The following is a 17451-nucleotide window of genomic DNA, read 5'->3' as shown; positions in this document are numbered from 1 at the left end:
CCTTGTCTCACAATAACGGTGAAAAGACCCGGGCGCCCCCCTCGAAGAGGCGGTCCGCGAGCGGCAGGCGCAACCGGCTCGCCGTGCTGATGTGCTTGGCGACCTTCAGATCCTCCTCGAACGTTGCGGCCAGCGCGCCGGCGAGCTTCTTCCCGTAGACCAGCGCGGTGACCTCGAAATTCAGGCGGAAGCTGCGGTTGTCGAAGTTGGCGGTGCCGACGGCGGCGAGCCAGTCGTCCACCAGCAGGGTCTTCGCGTGGAGCATCCGAGGTTGGTACTCGAAGATGCGCACGCCCGAGCGCAGGAGGTCGTCGTAGTGCGAGCGCCCGGCTGCCGTGACCAAGCGCGAGTCGCTCTGCTTGGGCAAGAGCACCCGCACGTCCACGCCGCGCAGCGCGGCCGACTTGAGCGAGAACGCCATCGCCTCGTCGGGGATGAAATACGGCGTGCTGAGCCAAACTCGGGCCGCAGCCGCGCCGATGGCGGCGAAGAACGCGCTCTTGATCGTCTCGTGTTCTTTGTCCGGCCCCGAGTCCAGGATCTGAACCAGATCGCCTTCCTCGGCCGGTAACGGAGGGAAGAGCGATGGATCGGTCGGCGCGCTTCCCAGCGCGTAGCACCAGTCTTCCAGGAACACGAGCTGGAGCTGGCCCACGCACGGGCCCTCGAGCCGGAGGTGCGTGTCGCGCCAGGCTCGCTCGCTGTGCGCCGGGTTCTCCTCGTTCGTGATGTTGATTCCGCCGGTGAAGCCGACGCGCCCGTCCACGACCACGATCTTGCGGTGGTTGCGGAAGTTCAGCACGCGCCCCCAGAGCGCGGCAGGTCCCACCGGGTTGAACACTCCGACCTCGGCGCCGGCTTGCCGTAGCGGCGCGAAGAAGCCCGACTTCCGCCGCGCGCGCGCGGAGCCCACCGCGTCCACCAGCACTCTGACCTTCACTCCCGCGCGGGCGCGCTCGAGCAAGGCGTCGCGCAGCGCCCGCCCGGTCTCGTCCGGCTCCAGGATGTAATACAGCACGTGCACGTGCTCACGAGCGCCGGCGATGGCCTCGAGGATCGCGGCGTAGGTCGCCGCGCCGTCCACCAGGAGCTCGCTCTTGGTCGCGACGCCGAGCGGCGCCTTGTTGACGGCCTCGACCAGGTGCACGAGCTGCGAGGCGTCCAGCGCCGTGCCGGGGTCGTGGCTCGACAGCGCTCTGGCCTGGAGCTCAGGGTGTGCCACGGCGTCCCGCGCCCGCAGGCGCTTCAACCGCCGGCGCCGGATGCGGCGCGGCCCCAGGAAGAAGTAGATGAAGAAGCCGGCGATGGGCAGCGCGATGAGGCCGAAGATCCAGGCCAGGGTCGCGGCTGGGCTGCGCTTCTCCAGCAGGATCCAGCCGCACAGGAGCACCACGTAGATCGCCTCGACGATCGTCAGCGCCGTGATCAGGGACTGGCCCCCCTCGAGCTGCATCTACGCGAAGGACCTCTCGCAGGTCAGTTGCAGGTCGCGGTCGCCCAGACGTCGGGCTGCGGCTGGTTGTTGCAGAAGAACCCCGTGTTGCCGTAGCAGCACTTCAGATCGCCCGGGGCACTGCACTGGTTGCCGATGGTCGGCGCCGACGACGGACAGCAGACTTTCGATTGCAGCGTGGCCCACTGGTAGGGGCCGCCGCCGTCCACCGACGTGGGCACGCAGCGCACTGGCTTCACGGGGTCGTTCCCGTAGCAGCAGACCGCGCCCGGAACGCTACAGCTCGTGTTCGGCGTGGGAGCGGTGGACGGGCAGCCCGCCGAGCCACCGCCGCCGGTGCCGCCGGTGTTGCCGCCCCCGGTTCCGCCCGAGCTGGCTCCGCCGGTGTTGGCGCCACCCGTGCCGCCGGCGCTGGTTCCGCCGGAGCTGGTGCCACCGGTGCTGCTGCCGCCGGTTCCCCCGACGCTGGCGTCGGAGCCCGCGCTGCCACCCGTGCTAGTGCCGGCACTGCCACCGGTCGCGGTGCCCGCGTTCCCGCCGGTGGAGGAGCCGCCGGTGGAGGAGCCGCCGGTGGAGGAACCTCCCGTCGAGGAGCCGCCAGTGGAGGAGCCGCCGGTGGAGGAGCCACCCGTACCCTTGAGCCCGGCGTCGTCGTCACCGCCGCAGGCGGACGCCAACACCAAACCCGCGCCTACGCCCAGAGCCACCCAGTGCCGCATGGGCGCAGTATACCGCGCCAAGCTCCCGTCGGTCAGCTCGGTCACGGACCTCTCGGCCGATCGGGGCATTCGACGGAGTCCGGTCGCAGATGCGTAGCCGTTGATTTAGTGTTTCCGCCCATGTCGCCGCCCGCGATCGAGCACCGAACCGGCAAGACGGTCAGCGCCGGCCACTTTCACCCGCTCGGGGCAACGCCGGGGGCCGACGGCGTCAACTTCGCGCTCTACAGCCGCGAGGCCAGCCAGGTCTTCCTCCTGCTCTTCGACGGCCCGGACGGGCCACCGACCGACGTCATCCGCCTGCCACGGCGCACGCGCTTCATCTTCCACGGCTTCGTCCACGGAGTCCGGCCCGGGCAGCTGTACGCGTACCGAGTGTGCGGTCCCTTCGAGCCTGCCCACGGCTTGCGCTTCAACGAGCACAAGCTGCTCCTCGACCCTTATGCCAGGGCGTTCACCGGCAAGGCCCGGAACGTCGAGAACCTGCTGCTCGCCTACGACCCGTACTCGCCTGCGCGCGATCTGTCGCTCGACACCCGGGACTCCGGCTCGGTCCTGCCGAAGTGCGTCGTGGTGGACGACACCTTCGACTGGGCCGGCGACGAGCCGCCCGACATCCCGTTCGAACAGCTCGTCATCTACGAGGTCCACGTGAAGGGCTTCACGGCCCACCCCTCGTCGGGCGCGCGACAGGCGGGCACCTACCTCGGGTTCATCGACAAGATCCCCCACTTGGTCGAGCTCGGGGTGAACGCCGTCGAGCTCCTACCCGTCCACGAGCACTACGTGGACGACTTCCTGGTGCGCCTGGGCCTGACCAACTACTGGGGCTACAACACCCTCGGTTTCTTCGCCCCGGAGAGCTCGTACGCTTGGGGTAAACAGCCCGGCGCGGCGGTGTACGAGATGAAGACGCTGGTGCGCGAGCTGCACCGCGCGGGCATCGAGGTGATCCTGGACGTGGTCTACAACCACTCCGCGGAGGGCAACGAGCTCGGCCCCACGCTCTCGTTCCGCGGCATCGACAACCGCACGTATTACCTGCTCACCGGCGACGCCACGGCGCCCGGCCGCCACTACGTGAACCTGAGCGGCTGCGGCAACAGCATGAACCTGGCGGACCCTGCCGTGATCCGCCTGGTGATGGACTCGCTCCGCTACTGGGTGGAGGTGATGCACGTGGACGGCTTCCGCTTCGACCTGGCGTCGGTGCTCGGACGTGAAGAGGGCACCTTCCGCGCCGCCGCCTCGTTCTTCGACGCCATCTCGCAAGATCCGGTGCTCTCCCGCGTGAAGCTGATCGCCGAGCCCTGGGATCTCGGGACCTACCAGGTCGGGAACTTCCCGGTTGACTGGTCGGAGTGGAACGGGCGCTTCCGCGACACGCTGCGCCGCTTCGCGAAGGGGGACTCGGGGCAGCTCCAGGAGGTCGGCGCCCGCCTGACCGGCTCGCAGGATCTGTACGGCGAGGACGGGCGCACGCCCTACAACAGCGTCAACTTCATCACTTGCCACGACGGCTTCACGCTCTGGGATCTGGTCTCGTACGACCACAAGCACAACGAGGCGAACGGCGAGGACAACCGCGACGGCTCGAACGACAACCACTCCTGGAACTCGGGTGTCGAGGGCGAGACCGACGACCCGGCCGTGAACGCCTTGCGCCGCCAGATCGCGAAGAACCACGTCTGCCACCTGCTGTTCTCGGCCGGGACGCCGATGTTGCTCGGCGGGGACGAGTTTCTGCGCACGCAGCGCGGCAACAACAACGCCTACTGCCAGGACAACGAGCTGTCCTGGTACGACTGGTCGCTGCGCGACGAGAACGCCGGCTTCTTCCGCTTCGTGCAGAGGGCCATCCACTTCATGCGCAAGTACCCGGTGCTCGCGCGGCGCAGCCACTTCTCGGGTCGCGACCAGAACATGAACCAGGAGCCGGACATCCGCTGGTACGGACAGAACCTGGACGAGCCGGCGTGGTCCGATCCGGAGGCGCGGACCGTGGCCTACCAGCTCGACGGCACGGAGGCCGAGCTCGGCGCGGGCAACTACTTCCTGTTCGTGATCCTGAACGCGGACCACCAGATGCGCGGCGTGAAGCTGCCCAAGGTCGAGGGCTACGCCTGGCACCGCGTGGTGGACACCAGCCTGCCCGAGGGCTCCGACTTCGTGGACGACGGCCACGAGGTGTTGCTCGTGCCCCAAGAAGAGTACCTGGTGTCCCCGCGCAGCACGGTCGTGTTGCTCGGGCGTGCGCCGGGTCGGTGATCTGGCTCGACCTTCGCCCAACTCCACATGTGTGCCTTCGCCCCACATCCGACTCGCGTGCCTTCCATGCCCAGCTCGTGCGAAAATGATCGGATGCGGGTCGTGCGGTGGCTGTGCGTGAGCGCCCTCTCGGTCGGAGCGGCGCTCCTGGGTTGCGCCACGTCGTCGGGCGATGGCGATCCTCCCGGCGGGGGTGGCGCGGGAGGAGGCGGGGGCGGTCCCGCCTGCGGCGTGGGCACCGTCGCGTGCGGCGGCGTCTGCACCAACGTGGACGTCGATCCGGCGAACTGCGGGGCTTGCGGCAAGGCCTGCCCGAACGGCGAGTCCTGCGCGGCGGGGAGCTGTAGCGGCAGCTGCTGGGGCAACCAGCTCTCGTGTGATGGCAAGTGTACGGATACGGACAACGATCCGCTGAACTGCGGAGGCTGCGGCGCCGCTTGCCCGAGCGGTCAGCTCTGCGTGCAGGCGAAGTGCGCTGCGGAGTGTGCCGCGGGCACGACCCAGTGCAGCGGCAGCTGCGTGGACACGACGCAAGACCCGGCCCACTGCGGGCAGTGCGGCAACATCTGCTTCGCCGGCGAGGTCTGCTCGGACGGCAAGTGCAGTCCGAGCTGCGGCGGTGCGCTCACCGAGTGCAGCGGCAAGTGCGTGGACACCAGCGTGGACCCGAAGAACTGCGGGAGCTGCGGCACCGTCTGCTCGACCAGCATCGGCGAGGTCTGCTCCGTCGGGAAGTGCGACATCGCCTGCCTGGGCGGCTCGACCAACTGCAACAGCGTGTGCGTGGACACGGGGGTGGACCCGAAGAACTGCGGGAGCTGCGGCACGGTCTGCGGCGCGGGCGAGGTATGCACGGCGGGCAAGTGTGCGCTCTCCTGCGGAGGCGGGACGACGGCCTGCGCGGGCAAGTGCGTGGATACCGCGGTGGACCCGAACAACTGCGGCTCCTGTGGCAAGGTCTGTGCGACCGGGCAGAGCTGCCAGAACGGCGCCTGCACGCTCGTGTGCTCCGGCGGGCTGACGAAGTGCGGCAGCCAGTGCGTGGACACCTCGACCAGCCTCGCGCACTGCGGCGGGTGCAGCAAGCCCTGCGCCTCCGGCTACACCTGCACCAGCGGGACCTGCAAGCTGGTCTGCTCGGGCGGGACCACGAATTGCTCCAATCAGTGCGTCAACTTCATGACCGACGTGAACAACTGCGGGGCCTGTGCGAACAAGTGCGCCACGGGTCAGAGCTGCGTGAACGGCGCCTGCAAGCTGGTCTGCTCGACGGGTCAGACCGCCTGTGGCAACCAGTGCGTGAACCTGAACACCGACCCGCAGCACTGCGGGACCTGCACGACGGTGTGCCCGACCGGGCAGAGCTGTCAGAACGGCGCGTGCACCCTGGTCTGCGGGACCGGCCTCACCAACTGCTCGAACCAGTGCGTGAACACCAAGACCAACCAGAACCACTGCGGCGCGTGCGGCAACAAGTGCACCACGGCTCAGACCTGCACCAACAGCGTCTGCGTGAACAACTGCGATCCGACCCTGAACCTGGCGACGACGGCCACGGCCACGAGCAACGGCGGCGGCTCCGGCAGCCTCGGCCCCGACAACATGAACGACGGCTACGGGGAGGCAGACTGCAGCGCCCAGGGCTGGCACTGGATCTCCGCCACTTCCAGCTCGGGCAGCGCCTACGCGCAGCTCACCTGGACGACGGCGAAGACCGTGGGCCGCATCACCATCGACACGGCGGCCTGTGCCGTGGCGGGCTGCGGCGTGCTCGCGGGGCGTACCGTGGCGGGCGGCACCATCCAGTATCTGAGCGGCGCGAGCTGGGTCACCGTGGGAACGGTGTCTGCGAAGACCGACGACTGGACGTTCACGTTCCCGTCGCCGGTCTCGACGACCGCGGTGCGCATCACGGGCCTGTACGCGGCTTCTTGCGGCTACGCCACGAACCCCATCGTCTACGAGTTCAAGGCCTTCGGCTGCTGATCAGCTCAGGGCGTCCTTCGCGATCACCGTCCAGTCGTCCTTGGCGTGGCCGCGGGCGAGCCAGCGGTCCATCTCGGCGGCGATCGCGGGGATGACCGCGAGCGGCACGTTGCCGCGGCTGGCTTCTTCCTGCATCAGGCGGGCGTCCTTGCGCGCCATGGCGAGCTCCCAGGATGGATTCGAGAACTCCCCGGCCAGCAAACGCTCGACCCGCACCGGCAGGAGCTTGCCCGGGTTGAACAGGTCGAACAGGGCCCCCGCCTCGGCGGCCGGGATCCCCAAGGCCTTGGCCAGCGCGAACACGTCGGCCAGGCCCGCAGTCATCGCGATCAGGAACAGGTTGCCGAGCAACTTCATGCCGGCGGCGCGCTCGGGCGCTGGCCCGAGGTAGACCAGCTTGCCGGTCATCTTGGCGAGCTCCGGCTCGAGCGCATCGAAGCGCGCGCGCTCTCCGGAGGCCAGCATCAACCCGGTGCTCTCCAGGGCGTTGACCGGACCCATGAACACCGGCGCGTGCTGGAAGGCGACTCCGCGCTCGGCCCAGCGCCGGGCGCGCTCCGCCGTACCGCTGGCGGTCGTGGTGGTGTGATCGACCACGACGAGCCCGGGGCCGAAGCCGGGGCGGGCGCGCTCGAGCACGTCGTCCACCGCCGCGTCGTCGGAGAGCGTCAGGTGCAGGCGCGTCGCGCCGCGCACCGCGTCGGCGGGGTCGTCGAAGGCCTTCGCGCCGACCTCCTCCAGCGCGCGCGCGCGCGCTGCCGTGCGGTTCCAGACGTTCACCTCTTCGCCGCGCTTCCTGAGCGCGCGCACGAAGTTCGAGCCGAGGAGTCCCATCCCGTAGAAGGCGATCATGGCGGTAAACCTGGTGTGGCGCCGATCGCGCTGCAAGCGCTGGCAGCCCGCGCCACGACGTGCTGGAATGCGCCCCATGAAGCGCGACTTTTTGATCTTGGTGATGGCTCTCGGTGCCGCCGCGGCGGCGTGCAGTAAGAAGTCCGATCCGCCGCCGGAGCAGCCGCAGCCGTATTACCAGCAGCAACCGCAGCCGTACCCGCAGCAGCAGCCGTACCCGCAGCAGCAGCCGTACCCGGAGGCACAGCCGCAGCCCGCGCCCGCGCCCGCGCCTGCGCCCACCCCGGCCGCGACGGGCTCGGCCGGAGCTCCGACGGCGATCCCCGGCGTCACCAAGAACGCGGACGGTACTTGCTCGATCATGGTGCCCGGCGGGACGCAGCCGCTCACCGGCCCTTGCCCGCCCGGACTCTGATCAAGCCCGGAGGACCTGCCCGATCCGCTGGACCGCGTGGACCGCGGCGTCGGTCGGGACGCCGGCGAAGCACAGGCGCATGAAGCCCGGCTCGCCCACGCGGCACGCCGCGCCTGGGGTCAGGTTCACGTTGGCGGTGTCGAGCAGCCGTCGCCAAAGCGCCGCCTCGGCGTCCCAGGTCGGCGCCGCGAGGAAGCGCCGCAGGTCGACCAGCAGGAAGAAGCCCGCGCCGGAGGGCAGGTGCTCGATGCCCTGCTCGTCCAGCGCGCCGGCGACGCGCCGGTAGGCCTCGCCCAGGCGCGCGCGCATCGTGGTCAAGTAGGTCTCGAGCCACGCGCGATCGGAGATCAGCTCGCCGAGCGCGAGCTGGGTGAGACCGGAAGAGCACGCCCAGTAGGCGAGCCCGTCCACGGCCCGCAGGACCTCCGCGTTCTCGCTCACCATCACGCCGGTGCGCAGGCCGCTCGCCGCGAAGTCCTTGGAGAACGCCCAGACGATGTGCAGGCGCTGGCCCAAGGCCGGGCGGAGGCTCGCCGCGCTCACGAACGGACGCGCGCCGAACACGGACAGCGCGTAGATCTCGTCCACTACCAGATGCACGCCGGCCCGCTCCGCCCAGACGAGCACGGCCTCGAGCTCCGAGGCGTCGTAGACCCGACCCATGGGGTTGTCGGGCGAGGTGAAGAGCAGCGCACGCACGGGTCGCCCCGCCGCGGCGCAGGCGGCGTCGAGCCGCTCCGGGGTCAGGCGAAATCCCTCGCTGCTCTGCGTGTGCACCGGCACGACGCGGAGCTCGTCGCGGGTCTCGAGATCCGGCCAGAAGCCGGCGTAGCTCGGGGTCGGGACCAGTACGCCGTCGCCCGGATCGGCGATGACGTGAAACAACAGCTCGAGCACGCTGCCGGCTCCCGAGAGCACGGCGAGCTGCTCGGCGCGGACGCTTCGCCCGAGGAAGCGCTGGCCCATGAACGCCGCGAGGCGTTCGCGGAAGTCGAGCGAGCCGATCATGGCGTCGTAGCCGAGCACGCGCGCCGGGACGTCCCGGGCGGCGCCGAGCTTCGGCGCGAGCAGGTCGGTCACGAGCTTGTTCTCGGCGACGCAGAGCGGAACGTAGCCGTCCGGGCGGAGCTCCGGGTCGAAGGGCGCGGCCGAGCGCGCGAAGTGCGCCTGCAGGTACTCGGCGGCGGGCGGGCTCTCCACCAGCCGTCGGCCGCGCTGGGACAGGGTCATGGGCAGGAGGATAGAGCATCGATTCGAGCTATGCTGGGCGCCAAATGGCCCACCGATTCGCCCTCGCGTTGCTGCTCTGTGCTTGCGGCGGCGCGCCCGCCCCGACACCGTCCAATCCCAGCGCCCCGGCCGCCCCGAGCACGCCCGCTGACGAGTGCCTGGCCGAGGCCTCGGCGCCGCGCACGCCGAAGGCGGGCGCCCCGGACATGCTCACGCTCTCGCACATTCTCGTGCGGCACAAGGATCTCAAGCGCTCCGAAGGCGCCACGCGCAGCCGCGGCGAAGCATGCCTGCGCGCGCGGGAGGCGCGCGAGAAGCTGCTGGCCGGCGCGGAGTGGGACGCCGTCGCGAAGGAGTACAGCGACGCCGGTGACGCCACGGGCGGCAAGCTGGGCAGCGTCTCGAAGAGCGAGCTCGACGAGACCTTCGCGAACGCCGCCTTTGCGCTGGACGCCGGTGAGCTGAGCCACGTGGTGGAGACGCCGCGCGGCTTTCACGTGATCGCGCGCAGCCAGTAGGGGCTCGAAGACAGCGAGAGTCGCGTCACAGCGCCGGCGGGAACAGCGTGGCGTCGATCTTCGGCTTGGTCAGCGAGGCGCCCATGGCCTGGAACCCCGCGCCGCCTTGGGACACCTCCAGGTCGCGATCGACCAGCGCGTCGTTGCAGCGCAGGATCATCGCCTCGATGGGCAGATCTTGGGCGGGGAAGATCGCGCTCGGAGCGTCGGCGGTCAGATCCGGGGTGGCGTGGCCGTGCACCTCCAGGAACACGTCGTTCGAGTTGGCGCTGCCGACCTTCGGCCCGAGCCAGGCCCACAGGCCGTCGCCCACGGCGTCGTCCTTCTCGCGCAGCGCGATCGAACCGGCCGGGTGGTTCACGGTGCCGAGGTAGAGCACGATGAAGTTGAACTGGTCCGAGAGCAGCGTCCCTCCCAGCGTGTCGAAGCCAGGCACGTTGGTGATGGCGAACTGATTCAGACCCGTCGGATCGGTCCACTTCGTGAGCGGCGCTCCCGCCACGATGTCCTCGCCCAGGGTCGCTTCGCTGGATTTGCCGCGGGCGAACTCCCAGATCACCGCGCGGTTCGGCGCGGTCAGGCTGCTCGACTCGCAGTAGGCGTTGGCCATCGGCCCGGTGGACGAGAAGGCCCGGACGATGGCGGTGAGGCCGGTGGTCGGCGGTGGCCAGGGTCCTTCGTCGAAGACCTCGATGCTGCTGCCCTGCGTGATGCGCAGCTGCTTGGGCGGTCCGGGGAGCAGCTCGACGCCGAAGTTCTCTTTCTTGCCGTTGTCGGTGTCCGACGGCCAGCCGGCGGGGACGGTGATGGTGGTGTTCACCGTCTTGCCGTCGCTCTGCACCTGCATGATGCGCAGCTTGCGCTGCCGTGCCGGACCGTAGGGGTTGCGCGTCTCGGCCCAGAACAGGTTCAGCGCGTCGAACTCGACCTCGTACGCGCGCTCCTTCCCAGCACGCGTCTGCTTGCCGTGCCACACGCTCTGGCCGAGCGCCGCGAGCAGCTCAGCCGCCGGGTTGCCCGCGCTACCGCCGCTGCCGCCTCCTCCTCCGGTGGCGCCCGCGCCTCCGGTGCCCGCAATTCCGCCGGAGCCGACACCCGCGCTGCCACCAAGGGCGCCGCCCGCGCCGCCGGGGGTGCCCCCGCTGCCGCCGAAGGAGCCGCCCGCACCGCCCGCGCCGCCCGCACCGCTGCCACCTTCGCCGCCGACGCCGCCGTCGGCGCCGCAGCCGGTGAGCAAGAGCAACGCGGTGAGTGGGGCCGCTCTGCGCAGGCGGCGTCGCCGCGCGCCGAGCGCTGCCGCCAAGGCCAGGAGCGCGAGCTCTGGGTGCAGATCCCGCGCGGGGCCTGGCGCGCGGCAGCCGCAGCCGCCGGCGTCGCCGCTTCCGCTCGGCCCCGTCGAAGGCACGCCGCTGCCCGCCGCCGAGCCGCCGCTGCCGCCGCTGCCCGTGCTGCCGCCGGCGCCGCCGATGCCCGGCGGAGGATCCGGCAGGCCCTGGATCTGCAGGCCGATGCACGCGACCTCCGGCGTGCCCGGCAGCGGTGGGTGCGCCCGCGACACCGTGCCGCGGTGCGCCGCGTCTTGGATCAACGACTCCAGATCCGTGAGCTTGCACACGCCGGCGCTCGGGTTCGGCGTGAAGGCGGCGAGCGAGCCGTCGTGGCACTCGAGCGGGCTGTCCTCGTTCACCACCGCGGGGATGATGGCCCCGGACTTCCACAGGCTCATCAGCCCCGACACCTCGAGGCCCAGCGGGAAGATCGCCTGGCGCAGGTACTCGCACACTCCGGCCTGCATCCAGCTCGGTGTGTGGGAGGCGTCGAAGCTGGCCGGCCCGAGCAGCGGATCCGGCGTGGCCGGCAGCACCACACGGTGATCGGCGATGGCGGTCGCCGCGATGTTGAACGAGTGCCCGTAGAGGCCGCTGTCGAACAGCTGGTCGAGGAAGGTCCCGCTCTGACCGGCCGGAGCGGCTTGTGCCAGGCGCTGCTGATACTCCGACTTCACGGTGGCGAACTGCGCCTTGTACTCGCCGACCAGATCCTCGACGTACACGGTGGCCTCGTCGATGACGTATTGCTTGATGGCGTCCTTGATCGGGGTCACGACCGGATCGAGCAGCGCGGCGATCAGGTTGGGGATCGAGATGTTCACGCCCACGACTTGCAGGGCGTTCTGGAGATCCTGGAGCCACTGCGGGATCACCGCCGCGGTCAGCGTCTGGTAGTCGATGGTGGTCAGGTCGTCCGCCCACTGGTTCAGCGGCTGGAACAGCGTCGCGACCTCGGCTTTGTCGATGGTCATGCCGTCGCTGCCGGCCGTCAGCGGGGTGTTCAGCTTGTTCGACAGGTTCTCGACCACGGCGAGGTACGCCGGCATGAACTCGAACAGGTCGTCGTGGAGCTTGTCGCTGATCTTGTCGAAGGCGGGGGGCAGCGGGTTGTTCGCGGCGTCGTAGCGGGGCGCCAGGAGCGCCACGTACACCTTGTACTTGCCGTACAAGCTGGCGCAGCTGCTGGAGCAGGCCGTGGTGTCGTCGCTGGTGCCGAGCTTGCCATCCGAACCAGGGCCCACGCCCAGCGTCGCGCCGTCGGCGGTGCTCTTGTTCTGAAGGTCGGCGATGGACTTTTCGATCAGCGTGCGTACGCCCTTGCGCTCGTCGTCCAAGAAGCGCAGGTAACGTGGCGCCAGCACCAGCGACTCCGCCGTCGCGAGCTTCGCCTTCGGGATCAGGATGGTGAGCAAGGAGCCAGGGTTCGCGCTCTTGGCGGACTCGAATTTCGCAAGCGCCGTCGCGCCCATCACCTTCCAGAGCGGGCTCTGCTCGTCGAAGTAGGCGCGCTCGACGAAGCTCTTCGGGATGGTGTGCCCGAGCTCCGCGCTCGAGAACGACTCCGGGGAGAGCTCGAACGCCGCAGACTGCACCATGTTCTCGGCGATGATGTGGCGGACGACGTTGCTCCAGGATTGCTGGCGATTGTTGCTGACGGGCGCCAGGGTGAAGGTCTCACCCGTCATGTAGTTGACGTAGTGGTGCGCGATGGCGTCGGTAGAGCCGTGCAGGAAGCAGCCCAGGGCGTAGGCCCTCTCCGCCGGCAGGAGCGCCTCGGCGTAGAGCAGCTCGCACTGCTCGTAGGGACGCTGACCGACGGCGTGCGACGGATCGGTCATGCCCGGGAACGCCATGTTGTCCGGGCCCACCGCGCCGGCCCGGAACTCCAGCGGGTAGTTCGTGATCGCGTCGGCGTCCTCGGCCTTCAGGGTCACGGCGTAGCTGCCGAAACGCAAGGGGATGGCGGTTCCGCCGTTCTGGATCAGCGCCTTCCGGACGTCGTTCGCGAGCTTGATGTGAAAGCGCGTCGTGAACGCCTCCGCGTCGGGTGCGGCCGCGAGCGTCGCGCAGAACCCCAGCACCCCGAGCCCGACGCGTACCCTGCGCATCGGGCGAGTATACCAGCCTGTTGTCCGTGACATCCGCCCGAAGATGGCAAAAACTGGCCGCACCTGCATGGCGCCCCATCGGACGCACGAGCCCAACGCGCTCCTCGCCAGCCTCGACTCGCTGCGCGAAGGGCTTCAGGTCATCTCGCCGGAGTGGCGCTACATCTACGTCAACGACGCCACCGCTCGCCAGGGCCGCAAGGCCCGCGCGGAGCTGGTCGGGCGCCGCATGATGGACTGTTACCCGGGCATCGAGGCTACCGAGCTGTTCTCGGTGCTCGAGCGCTGCATGCGCCAGCGCGAGCGCGCCGAGCTCGAGACCGAGTTCGAGTTCGAAGGCGGCACGCGGGGTTGGTTCGAGCTTCGGATCGAGCCCTGCCGCGAGGGACTCATCGTCCTGTCCGTGGAGATCACCGAGCGCAAGCGCATGGAGCGCGCGCTCCTCGAAGCCCACAAGCTGCGTGCCCTGGGGCAGATGGCGTCGGGTGTGGCCCACGACCTCAAGAACATCCTGAACCCGCTCGGGCTCCAGGTGGAGGTCCTGAAGCGCAAGCTACGCTCGGATCCGGCGGCGCTCGAGGTGCTCGAGCAGATGGCCTCCGTGCTCCGGCGTGGCACCGAGACCATCGACCTGCTCAGGGACTTCGGGCGGCAGAGCAGCGAGGCACCGGCGCACGACGTGGACCTGTCCAGCATCGCCCGCGAGGGCATCGCGCTGTGCCGGCCTCGGGCCCAGGGGGTCCTCGTGCAGGACGACCTGACCGACGCGATCAGCGTGCGCGTGGCGGGAGCCGAGGTGCTCTCGGCCGTGGTGAACCTTCTGGTCAACGCCATCGAGGCCATGCAGCACGGGGGCCGGGTGACCGTGCGCACGGGGCGAGAGGAGCGCTTTGCGTGGCTCGCCGTCGAGGACGACGGCCCGGGCATGCCGCCGGAGGTCGAGGCGCGGGCATTCGAGCCGTTCTTCTCGACGAAGGGCGAGGCGGGCGGGGGCTTGGGCCTGGCCATCGTCTACGCGGTGGCCGCCCGGAACCGGGGCGAGGTCCAGCTCCGCACGGCCCCGGCTGCCGGCACCACCGTCACGCTCAGGTTTCCGGCCGACGCCGCGCCGGAACAATCGTGATATTCGCCGGAACATGCCCGTCCTGGTCCTGAACGCCGGCTCCTCGACCCTCAAGGCCCAGCTGCTCGAGCCGGAGTCGGGCGAGCTCTTGCAGAAGATGCTGGTGGAGCGCATCGGCGAGGCGGGGCGGACCCACGAGCGCGCCGTCGCGGAGGTGCTCGAGCAAGTCAAGGACCGGTCAATCCGCGCGGTGGGGCACCGCGTGGTCCACGGCGGCGCGGACTTCACCAGCGCGGTGGCCATCGACGACGTGGTCGAAGCCGCCATCGAGCGCTGCATCCCGCTCGCACCGCTGCACAACCCGGCGAACCTGGCCGGGATCCGCGGCGCTCGCAAGGTGCTGCCGGGCGTGCCGCACGTGGCGGTATTCGACACCGCCTTCCACGCGCGTCTACCGCGCCGCGCTTCCACCTACGCCATCGACCAGGACGTCGCGCTGAAGCACGGCCTGCGCCGCTACGGATTTCACGGCACCTCCCACGCCTACGTCGCGGAGCTCGCAGCGCGTGCGCTCCGGCGCCCGCTGTCCGATCTGCGCCTGGTCACCCTGCACCTGGGCAACGGAGCCAGCGCCTGTGCCGTCGAGCACGGGCACTCGACCGAGACGAGCATGGGCATGACGCCGCTCGAAGGGCTGGTCATGGGCACGCGCTCCGGAGACCTCGATCCCGGCGCGGTGCTCATGCTCGCTCGCGCCGGGTACGACGCCGCGGCTCTGGACGAGCTCTTGAACCACAAGAGCGGGCTCTCCGGGATGTCCGGCGTCGGCAACGACCTCCGCGACATCGAGGCCCGCGCGGAGGGGGGCGACGATCGCTGCCGGCTCGCCATCACGGTGTTCTCCCACCGCGTGCGCAAGTACATCGGGGCCTACGCCGCGGCGATGGGCGGGCTCGACGCCGTGGTGTTCACCGCAGGCATCGGCGAAAACAGCGCGTCGATGCGCCGGCGCATCTTGCAGCGCTTCGACTTCATCGGCATCGAGCTCGACGAGGACAAGAACGCGGACGCCCGGGTGTCGAACGAGTCGCCGGTCGCGTTCGTGACCGCGGAGCACTCCGGGGTCGCGGGCCTGGTGGTCAAGACCAACGAGGAGCTCTCGATCGCCAGGCAGACGGCCGCCGTGTTGCGCGAGCGCGAGCGCGAGCGCGTCGTGCCGCCGAGCCCGATCCCCATCGCGATCAGCGCGCGCCACCTGCACCTGACCAGCGAGACCTTCGCCGCGCTGTTCGGTCCGGACGCGACGCCTACCCACCACAAGGACATCTCCCAACCCGGGCAGTACGCCTGCAAGGAGCAAGTGAACCTGGTAGGCCCCCGCGGGCGCATCGACGGCGTGCGACTGCTCGGTCCGCTGCGGCCCAAGAACCAGGTCGAAGTCTCGCGCACCGACGAGTTCAAGCTGGGCGTGGACGCGCCGATCCGCGACTCGGGCAACACCGAGGGTTCGGCGCCGATCGTGCTCGAAGGACCCAAGGGGAGCGTGTCGTTGAGCGAAGGGTTGATCTGCGCCAAGCGCCACATCCACATGGCACCGGCCGACGCCGAGCGCTTCGACGTGATCGACGGTGACGAGGTGGAGGTCGCCATCACCGGTGGGCCCCGGGATCTGGTGTTCGGCGACGTGCTCGTGCGGGTGAGCCCGAAGTTCAAGTTGGAGATGCACATCGACACGGACGAGGCCAACGCGGCCGAGCTCGACCCGGACGCCGCCGGTGAGCTCACCTACACCGACGTGCTCGGCGCCCAAGCGGTCTTGAATCCCAAGCGCGTGCGCCGGCCGGGCTGAGTCCCGGCGGGGAAACCGCGGGGCCGCGGCTCAGTCTTGACGCGTGCCGTCGGCGCGCTCTACCAAGGCAGGTAATGAGCCCGACCTTGCCCAAGACCGTCGGCGAGGTGATGACCCGAAAGGTCGTCACCGTGACCGAGAACGACACCATCGCTTCCCTCGACGACGGCTTCAAGCGCTTCCGCTTTCGCCACATGCCCGTGGTGGACGGCGACAAGCTGACCGGGCTGGTGACGCACCGCGATCTGCTCCACGCCTCGTCCAGCTTCCTGTCCTCGATGGCGGAGCAGCGCGACGCGCTCATCTACCAGCAGCCCGTCAAGCTGATCATGCAGAAGAACGTGGTCACCGTCGGTCCCGGCGAGCCGCTGCTCGAGGCGGCGCGCTTGATGTGGGACTCGAAGCTCGGGTGCCTGCCGGTGGTCGAGGGTGACGATCACCTGGTCGGCATCGTGACGGAGGCGGACTTCCTGCGCTTGTGGATCGTGCGGCTCTCGGACGGCGAAGTGCCGCCGCCCCCGAGCCGTGCGCTCGGCTGAGCACTGGAGGAAACGCCGACGGCCGCGCCTCCTGACCGGAAGCGCGGCCGCGTTCTCATCTGGGTGATTGCCGACACACGCGCCTGGCGATCGACGCCACCGGACGCGCTGTTCCACCGGACAGGAAGGTGCCCTGCCTCAGCCGGCCATCTTCTTGACCACGTCCACCACGCTCTGAACGCTGGCGGCGCTCTTGGCGAGCATGCCCTTCTCCTCGTCGTTCAGCGGGACCTCGACGATCTTCTCGACGCCGCCGGCGCCGATCACGACCGGCACGCCCATGTACAGGTCCTTGTAGCCGTATTGCCCGGTCAGGTACGCGGCGCAGGGCAGGAGACGCTTCTGATCGCCCAGGTAGGCCTCCGCCATGGCGATGGAGGCGGCTGCCGGCGCGTAATACGCGCTGGTGCCCATCAATCCGACGATTTCGCCGCCGCCCTTGCGGGTGCGATCGACGATGGCCGAGAGCTTGTCCTTCGCGATCATCTGCGGCAGCGGAACGCCGCTGATGGTGCAGTTCGACAGGATCGGCACCATGTCGTCGCCGTGGCCGCCGAGCACCATGGCGCGGATGTCCTTGATGCTGGCGTTCAGCTCGCGGGCGAGGAACAGCGTGAAGCGCGCGCTGTCGAGCACGCCGGCCATGCCCACGACCTTCTCCGAGGCGAAGCCCGTGCGGCGCTTCAGCTCGTAGACCATGGCGTCGAGGGGGTTCGAGATCACGATCACGAAGGCGTTCGGGCAGTGCTTCTTGGCGTTGTCGGCCACGTCGCGGATGATCGGGAGGTTCACGCCCACCAGGTCGTCGCGGCTCTGGCCGGGCTTGCGCGGGATGCCCGCAGTGACGATCAGCACGTCGGCGCCGGCGCAGTCCTCCCACTTGGCCGTACCCGTGACCTTGACGTCGCCGCCGTTCATGGCCGAGCTCTGCTCGAGGTCCAGGGCCTTGCCCTTGGCGAAGCTCTCCTTGGCGGGGATGTCGAACAGCACCACGTCGCCGAGCTGCTTCGCCACGCACAGGTTGGCGAGCTCCCCGCCGATGTTGCCTGCGCCGATGAGTGCGATCTTCTTCCTTGCCATGGTAGGTGACCTTTCTGGTGTCTCGAGTGGGGGTGCTCTC

The 17451-nt window shown here is 69.7% G+C and carries 13 protein-coding genes; 7 read left to right on the top strand and 6 right to left on the bottom strand.

Translation table 11 applies throughout. From position 1 onward, the window contains the following. Positions 1-7: 7 nt before the first annotated feature. Both cls and HS104_29015 read right to left on the bottom strand, forming a co-directional pair. On the bottom strand, positions 8-1453 hold the full coding sequence (gene cls, locus HS104_29020) for a cardiolipin synthase (protein MBE7483996.1): 1446 nt from the start codon (positions 1451-1453) through the stop codon (positions 8-10). Between the two features lie 23 nt (positions 1454-1476). Then, complete coding sequence (locus tag HS104_29015) at positions 1477-2172, bottom strand: hypothetical protein (protein ID MBE7483995.1); 696 nt, start codon at positions 2170-2172, stop codon at positions 1477-1479. 120 nt (positions 2173-2292) lie between these two features. On the opposite strand from HS104_29015, the gene glgX reads away from it, so the two are divergent. Together glgX and HS104_29005 are read left to right on the top strand one after the other, a co-directional pair. After that, entirely contained in the window at positions 2293-4440 is a 2148-nt protein-coding gene (glgX, locus tag HS104_29010; protein ID MBE7483994.1) for a glycogen debranching protein GlgX, read from the top strand. A 93-nt stretch (positions 4441-4533) separates the two neighbouring features. Beyond that, positions 4534-6426, top strand: a complete 1893-nt coding sequence (locus HS104_29005) for a hypothetical protein (GenBank protein ID MBE7483993.1) — start codon at positions 4534-4536, stop codon at positions 6424-6426. Here the strand turns inward: HS104_29005 and HS104_29000 are convergent, their stop codons facing one another. Further along, positions 6427-7278 carry an NAD(P)-dependent oxidoreductase gene (locus tag HS104_29000; protein MBE7483992.1) on the bottom strand — a complete coding sequence of 284 codons (852 nt, stop codon included), beginning with the start codon at positions 7276-7278 and terminating at the stop codon, positions 6427-6429. 76 nt (positions 7279-7354) lie between these two features. Here HS104_29000 and HS104_28995 point away from each other — a divergent pair, with 76 nt between their 5' ends. Continuing rightward, positions 7355-7693 carry a hypothetical protein gene (locus HS104_28995; GenBank protein MBE7483991.1) on the top strand — a complete coding sequence of 113 codons (339 nt, stop codon included), beginning with the start codon at positions 7355-7357 and terminating at the stop codon, positions 7691-7693. Here HS104_28995 and HS104_28990 read toward each other — a convergent pair whose 3' ends face one another. After that, entirely contained in the window at positions 7694-8923 is a 1230-nt protein-coding gene (locus HS104_28990) for an aminotransferase class I/II-fold pyridoxal phosphate-dependent enzyme (GenBank protein ID MBE7483990.1), read from the bottom strand. A 44-nt stretch (positions 8924-8967) separates the two neighbouring features. Here HS104_28990 and HS104_28985 point away from each other — a divergent pair, with 44 nt between their 5' ends. Then, a complete protein-coding gene (locus tag HS104_28985; protein MBE7483989.1) occupies positions 8968-9441 on the top strand; it encodes a peptidyl-prolyl cis-trans isomerase in 474 nt (157 codons plus the stop codon). A gap of 25 nt (positions 9442-9466) precedes the next feature. Here HS104_28985 and HS104_28980 read toward each other — a convergent pair whose 3' ends face one another. Further along, complete coding sequence (locus HS104_28980; GenBank protein MBE7483988.1) at positions 9467-12880, bottom strand: hypothetical protein; 3414 nt, start codon at positions 12878-12880, stop codon at positions 9467-9469. 43 nt (positions 12881-12923) lie between these two features. Between HS104_28980 and HS104_28975 the strand changes: the two genes are divergently transcribed. The 3 genes from HS104_28975 (at position 12924) to HS104_28965 (ending at position 16331) form a co-directional block, all read left to right on the top strand. Beyond that, positions 12924-14003 carry a PAS domain-containing protein gene (locus HS104_28975; protein ID MBE7483987.1) on the top strand — a complete coding sequence of 360 codons (1080 nt, stop codon included), beginning with the start codon at positions 12924-12926 and terminating at the stop codon, positions 14001-14003. A 13-nt stretch (positions 14004-14016) separates the two neighbouring features. Continuing rightward, positions 14017-15792, top strand: coding sequence for an acetate/propionate family kinase (locus tag HS104_28970; GenBank protein ID MBE7483986.1), 1776 nt, complete (start codon positions 14017-14019; stop codon positions 15790-15792). A gap of 74 nt (positions 15793-15866) precedes the next feature. Then, positions 15867-16331, top strand: coding sequence for a CBS domain-containing protein (locus HS104_28965; GenBank protein MBE7483985.1), 465 nt, complete (start codon positions 15867-15869; stop codon positions 16329-16331). Positions 16332-16469: 138 nt separating this feature from the next. Here the strand turns inward: HS104_28965 and mdh are convergent, their stop codons facing one another. Beyond that, a complete protein-coding gene (mdh, locus tag HS104_28960; protein ID MBE7483984.1) occupies positions 16470-17411 on the bottom strand; it encodes a malate dehydrogenase in 942 nt (313 codons plus the stop codon). Positions 17412-17451: the final 40 nt, after the last annotated feature.

This window comes from Polyangiaceae bacterium, assembly GCA_015075635.1.
GTDB lineage: Bacteria > Myxococcota_A > Polyangia > Polyangiales > Polyangiaceae > JADJKB01.
The sequence above is the reverse complement of the archived record's forward strand: the minus strand, read 5'-3'. Positions and strand labels throughout refer to the sequence as shown.

What these genes read in the sequence shown, in the direction of transcription:
- glgX (MBE7483994.1), top strand. Translation starts at nt 2,293, where the DNA reads ATGTCGCCGCCCGCGATCGAGCACCGAACCGGCAAGACGGTCAGCGCC.
- HS104_28985 (MBE7483989.1), top strand. Translation starts at nt 8,968, where the DNA reads ATGGCCCACCGATTCGCCCTCGCGTTGCTGCTCTGTGCTTGCGGCGGC.
- HS104_28975 (MBE7483987.1), top strand. Translation starts at nt 12,924, where the DNA reads ATGGCAAAAACTGGCCGCACCTGCATGGCGCCCCATCGGACGCACGAG.
- HS104_28965 (MBE7483985.1), top strand. Translation starts at nt 15,867, where the DNA reads ATGAGCCCGACCTTGCCCAAGACCGTCGGCGAGGTGATGACCCGAAAG.
- HS104_29000 (MBE7483992.1), bottom strand. Translation starts at nt 7,278, where the DNA reads ATGATCGCCTTCTACGGGATGGGACTCCTCGGCTCGAACTTCGTGCGC.
- HS104_29005 (MBE7483993.1), top strand. Translation starts at nt 4,534, where the DNA reads ATGCGGGTCGTGCGGTGGCTGTGCGTGAGCGCCCTCTCGGTCGGAGCG.
- HS104_28980 (MBE7483988.1), bottom strand. Translation starts at nt 12,880, where the DNA reads ATGCGCAGGGTACGCGTCGGGCTCGGGGTGCTGGGGTTCTGCGCGACG.
- cls (MBE7483996.1), bottom strand. Translation starts at nt 1,453, where the DNA reads ATGCAGCTCGAGGGGGGCCAGTCCCTGATCACGGCGCTGACGATCGTC.
- HS104_28970 (MBE7483986.1), top strand. Translation starts at nt 14,017, where the DNA reads ATGCCCGTCCTGGTCCTGAACGCCGGCTCCTCGACCCTCAAGGCCCAG.
- HS104_28990 (MBE7483990.1), bottom strand. Translation starts at nt 8,923, where the DNA reads ATGACCCTGTCCCAGCGCGGCCGACGGCTGGTGGAGAGCCCGCCCGCC.
- HS104_28995 (MBE7483991.1), top strand. Translation starts at nt 7,355, where the DNA reads ATGAAGCGCGACTTTTTGATCTTGGTGATGGCTCTCGGTGCCGCCGCG.
- HS104_29015 (MBE7483995.1), bottom strand. Translation starts at nt 2,172, where the DNA reads ATGCGGCACTGGGTGGCTCTGGGCGTAGGCGCGGGTTTGGTGTTGGCG.
- mdh (MBE7483984.1), bottom strand. Translation starts at nt 17,411, where the DNA reads ATGGCAAGGAAGAAGATCGCACTCATCGGCGCAGGCAACATCGGCGGG.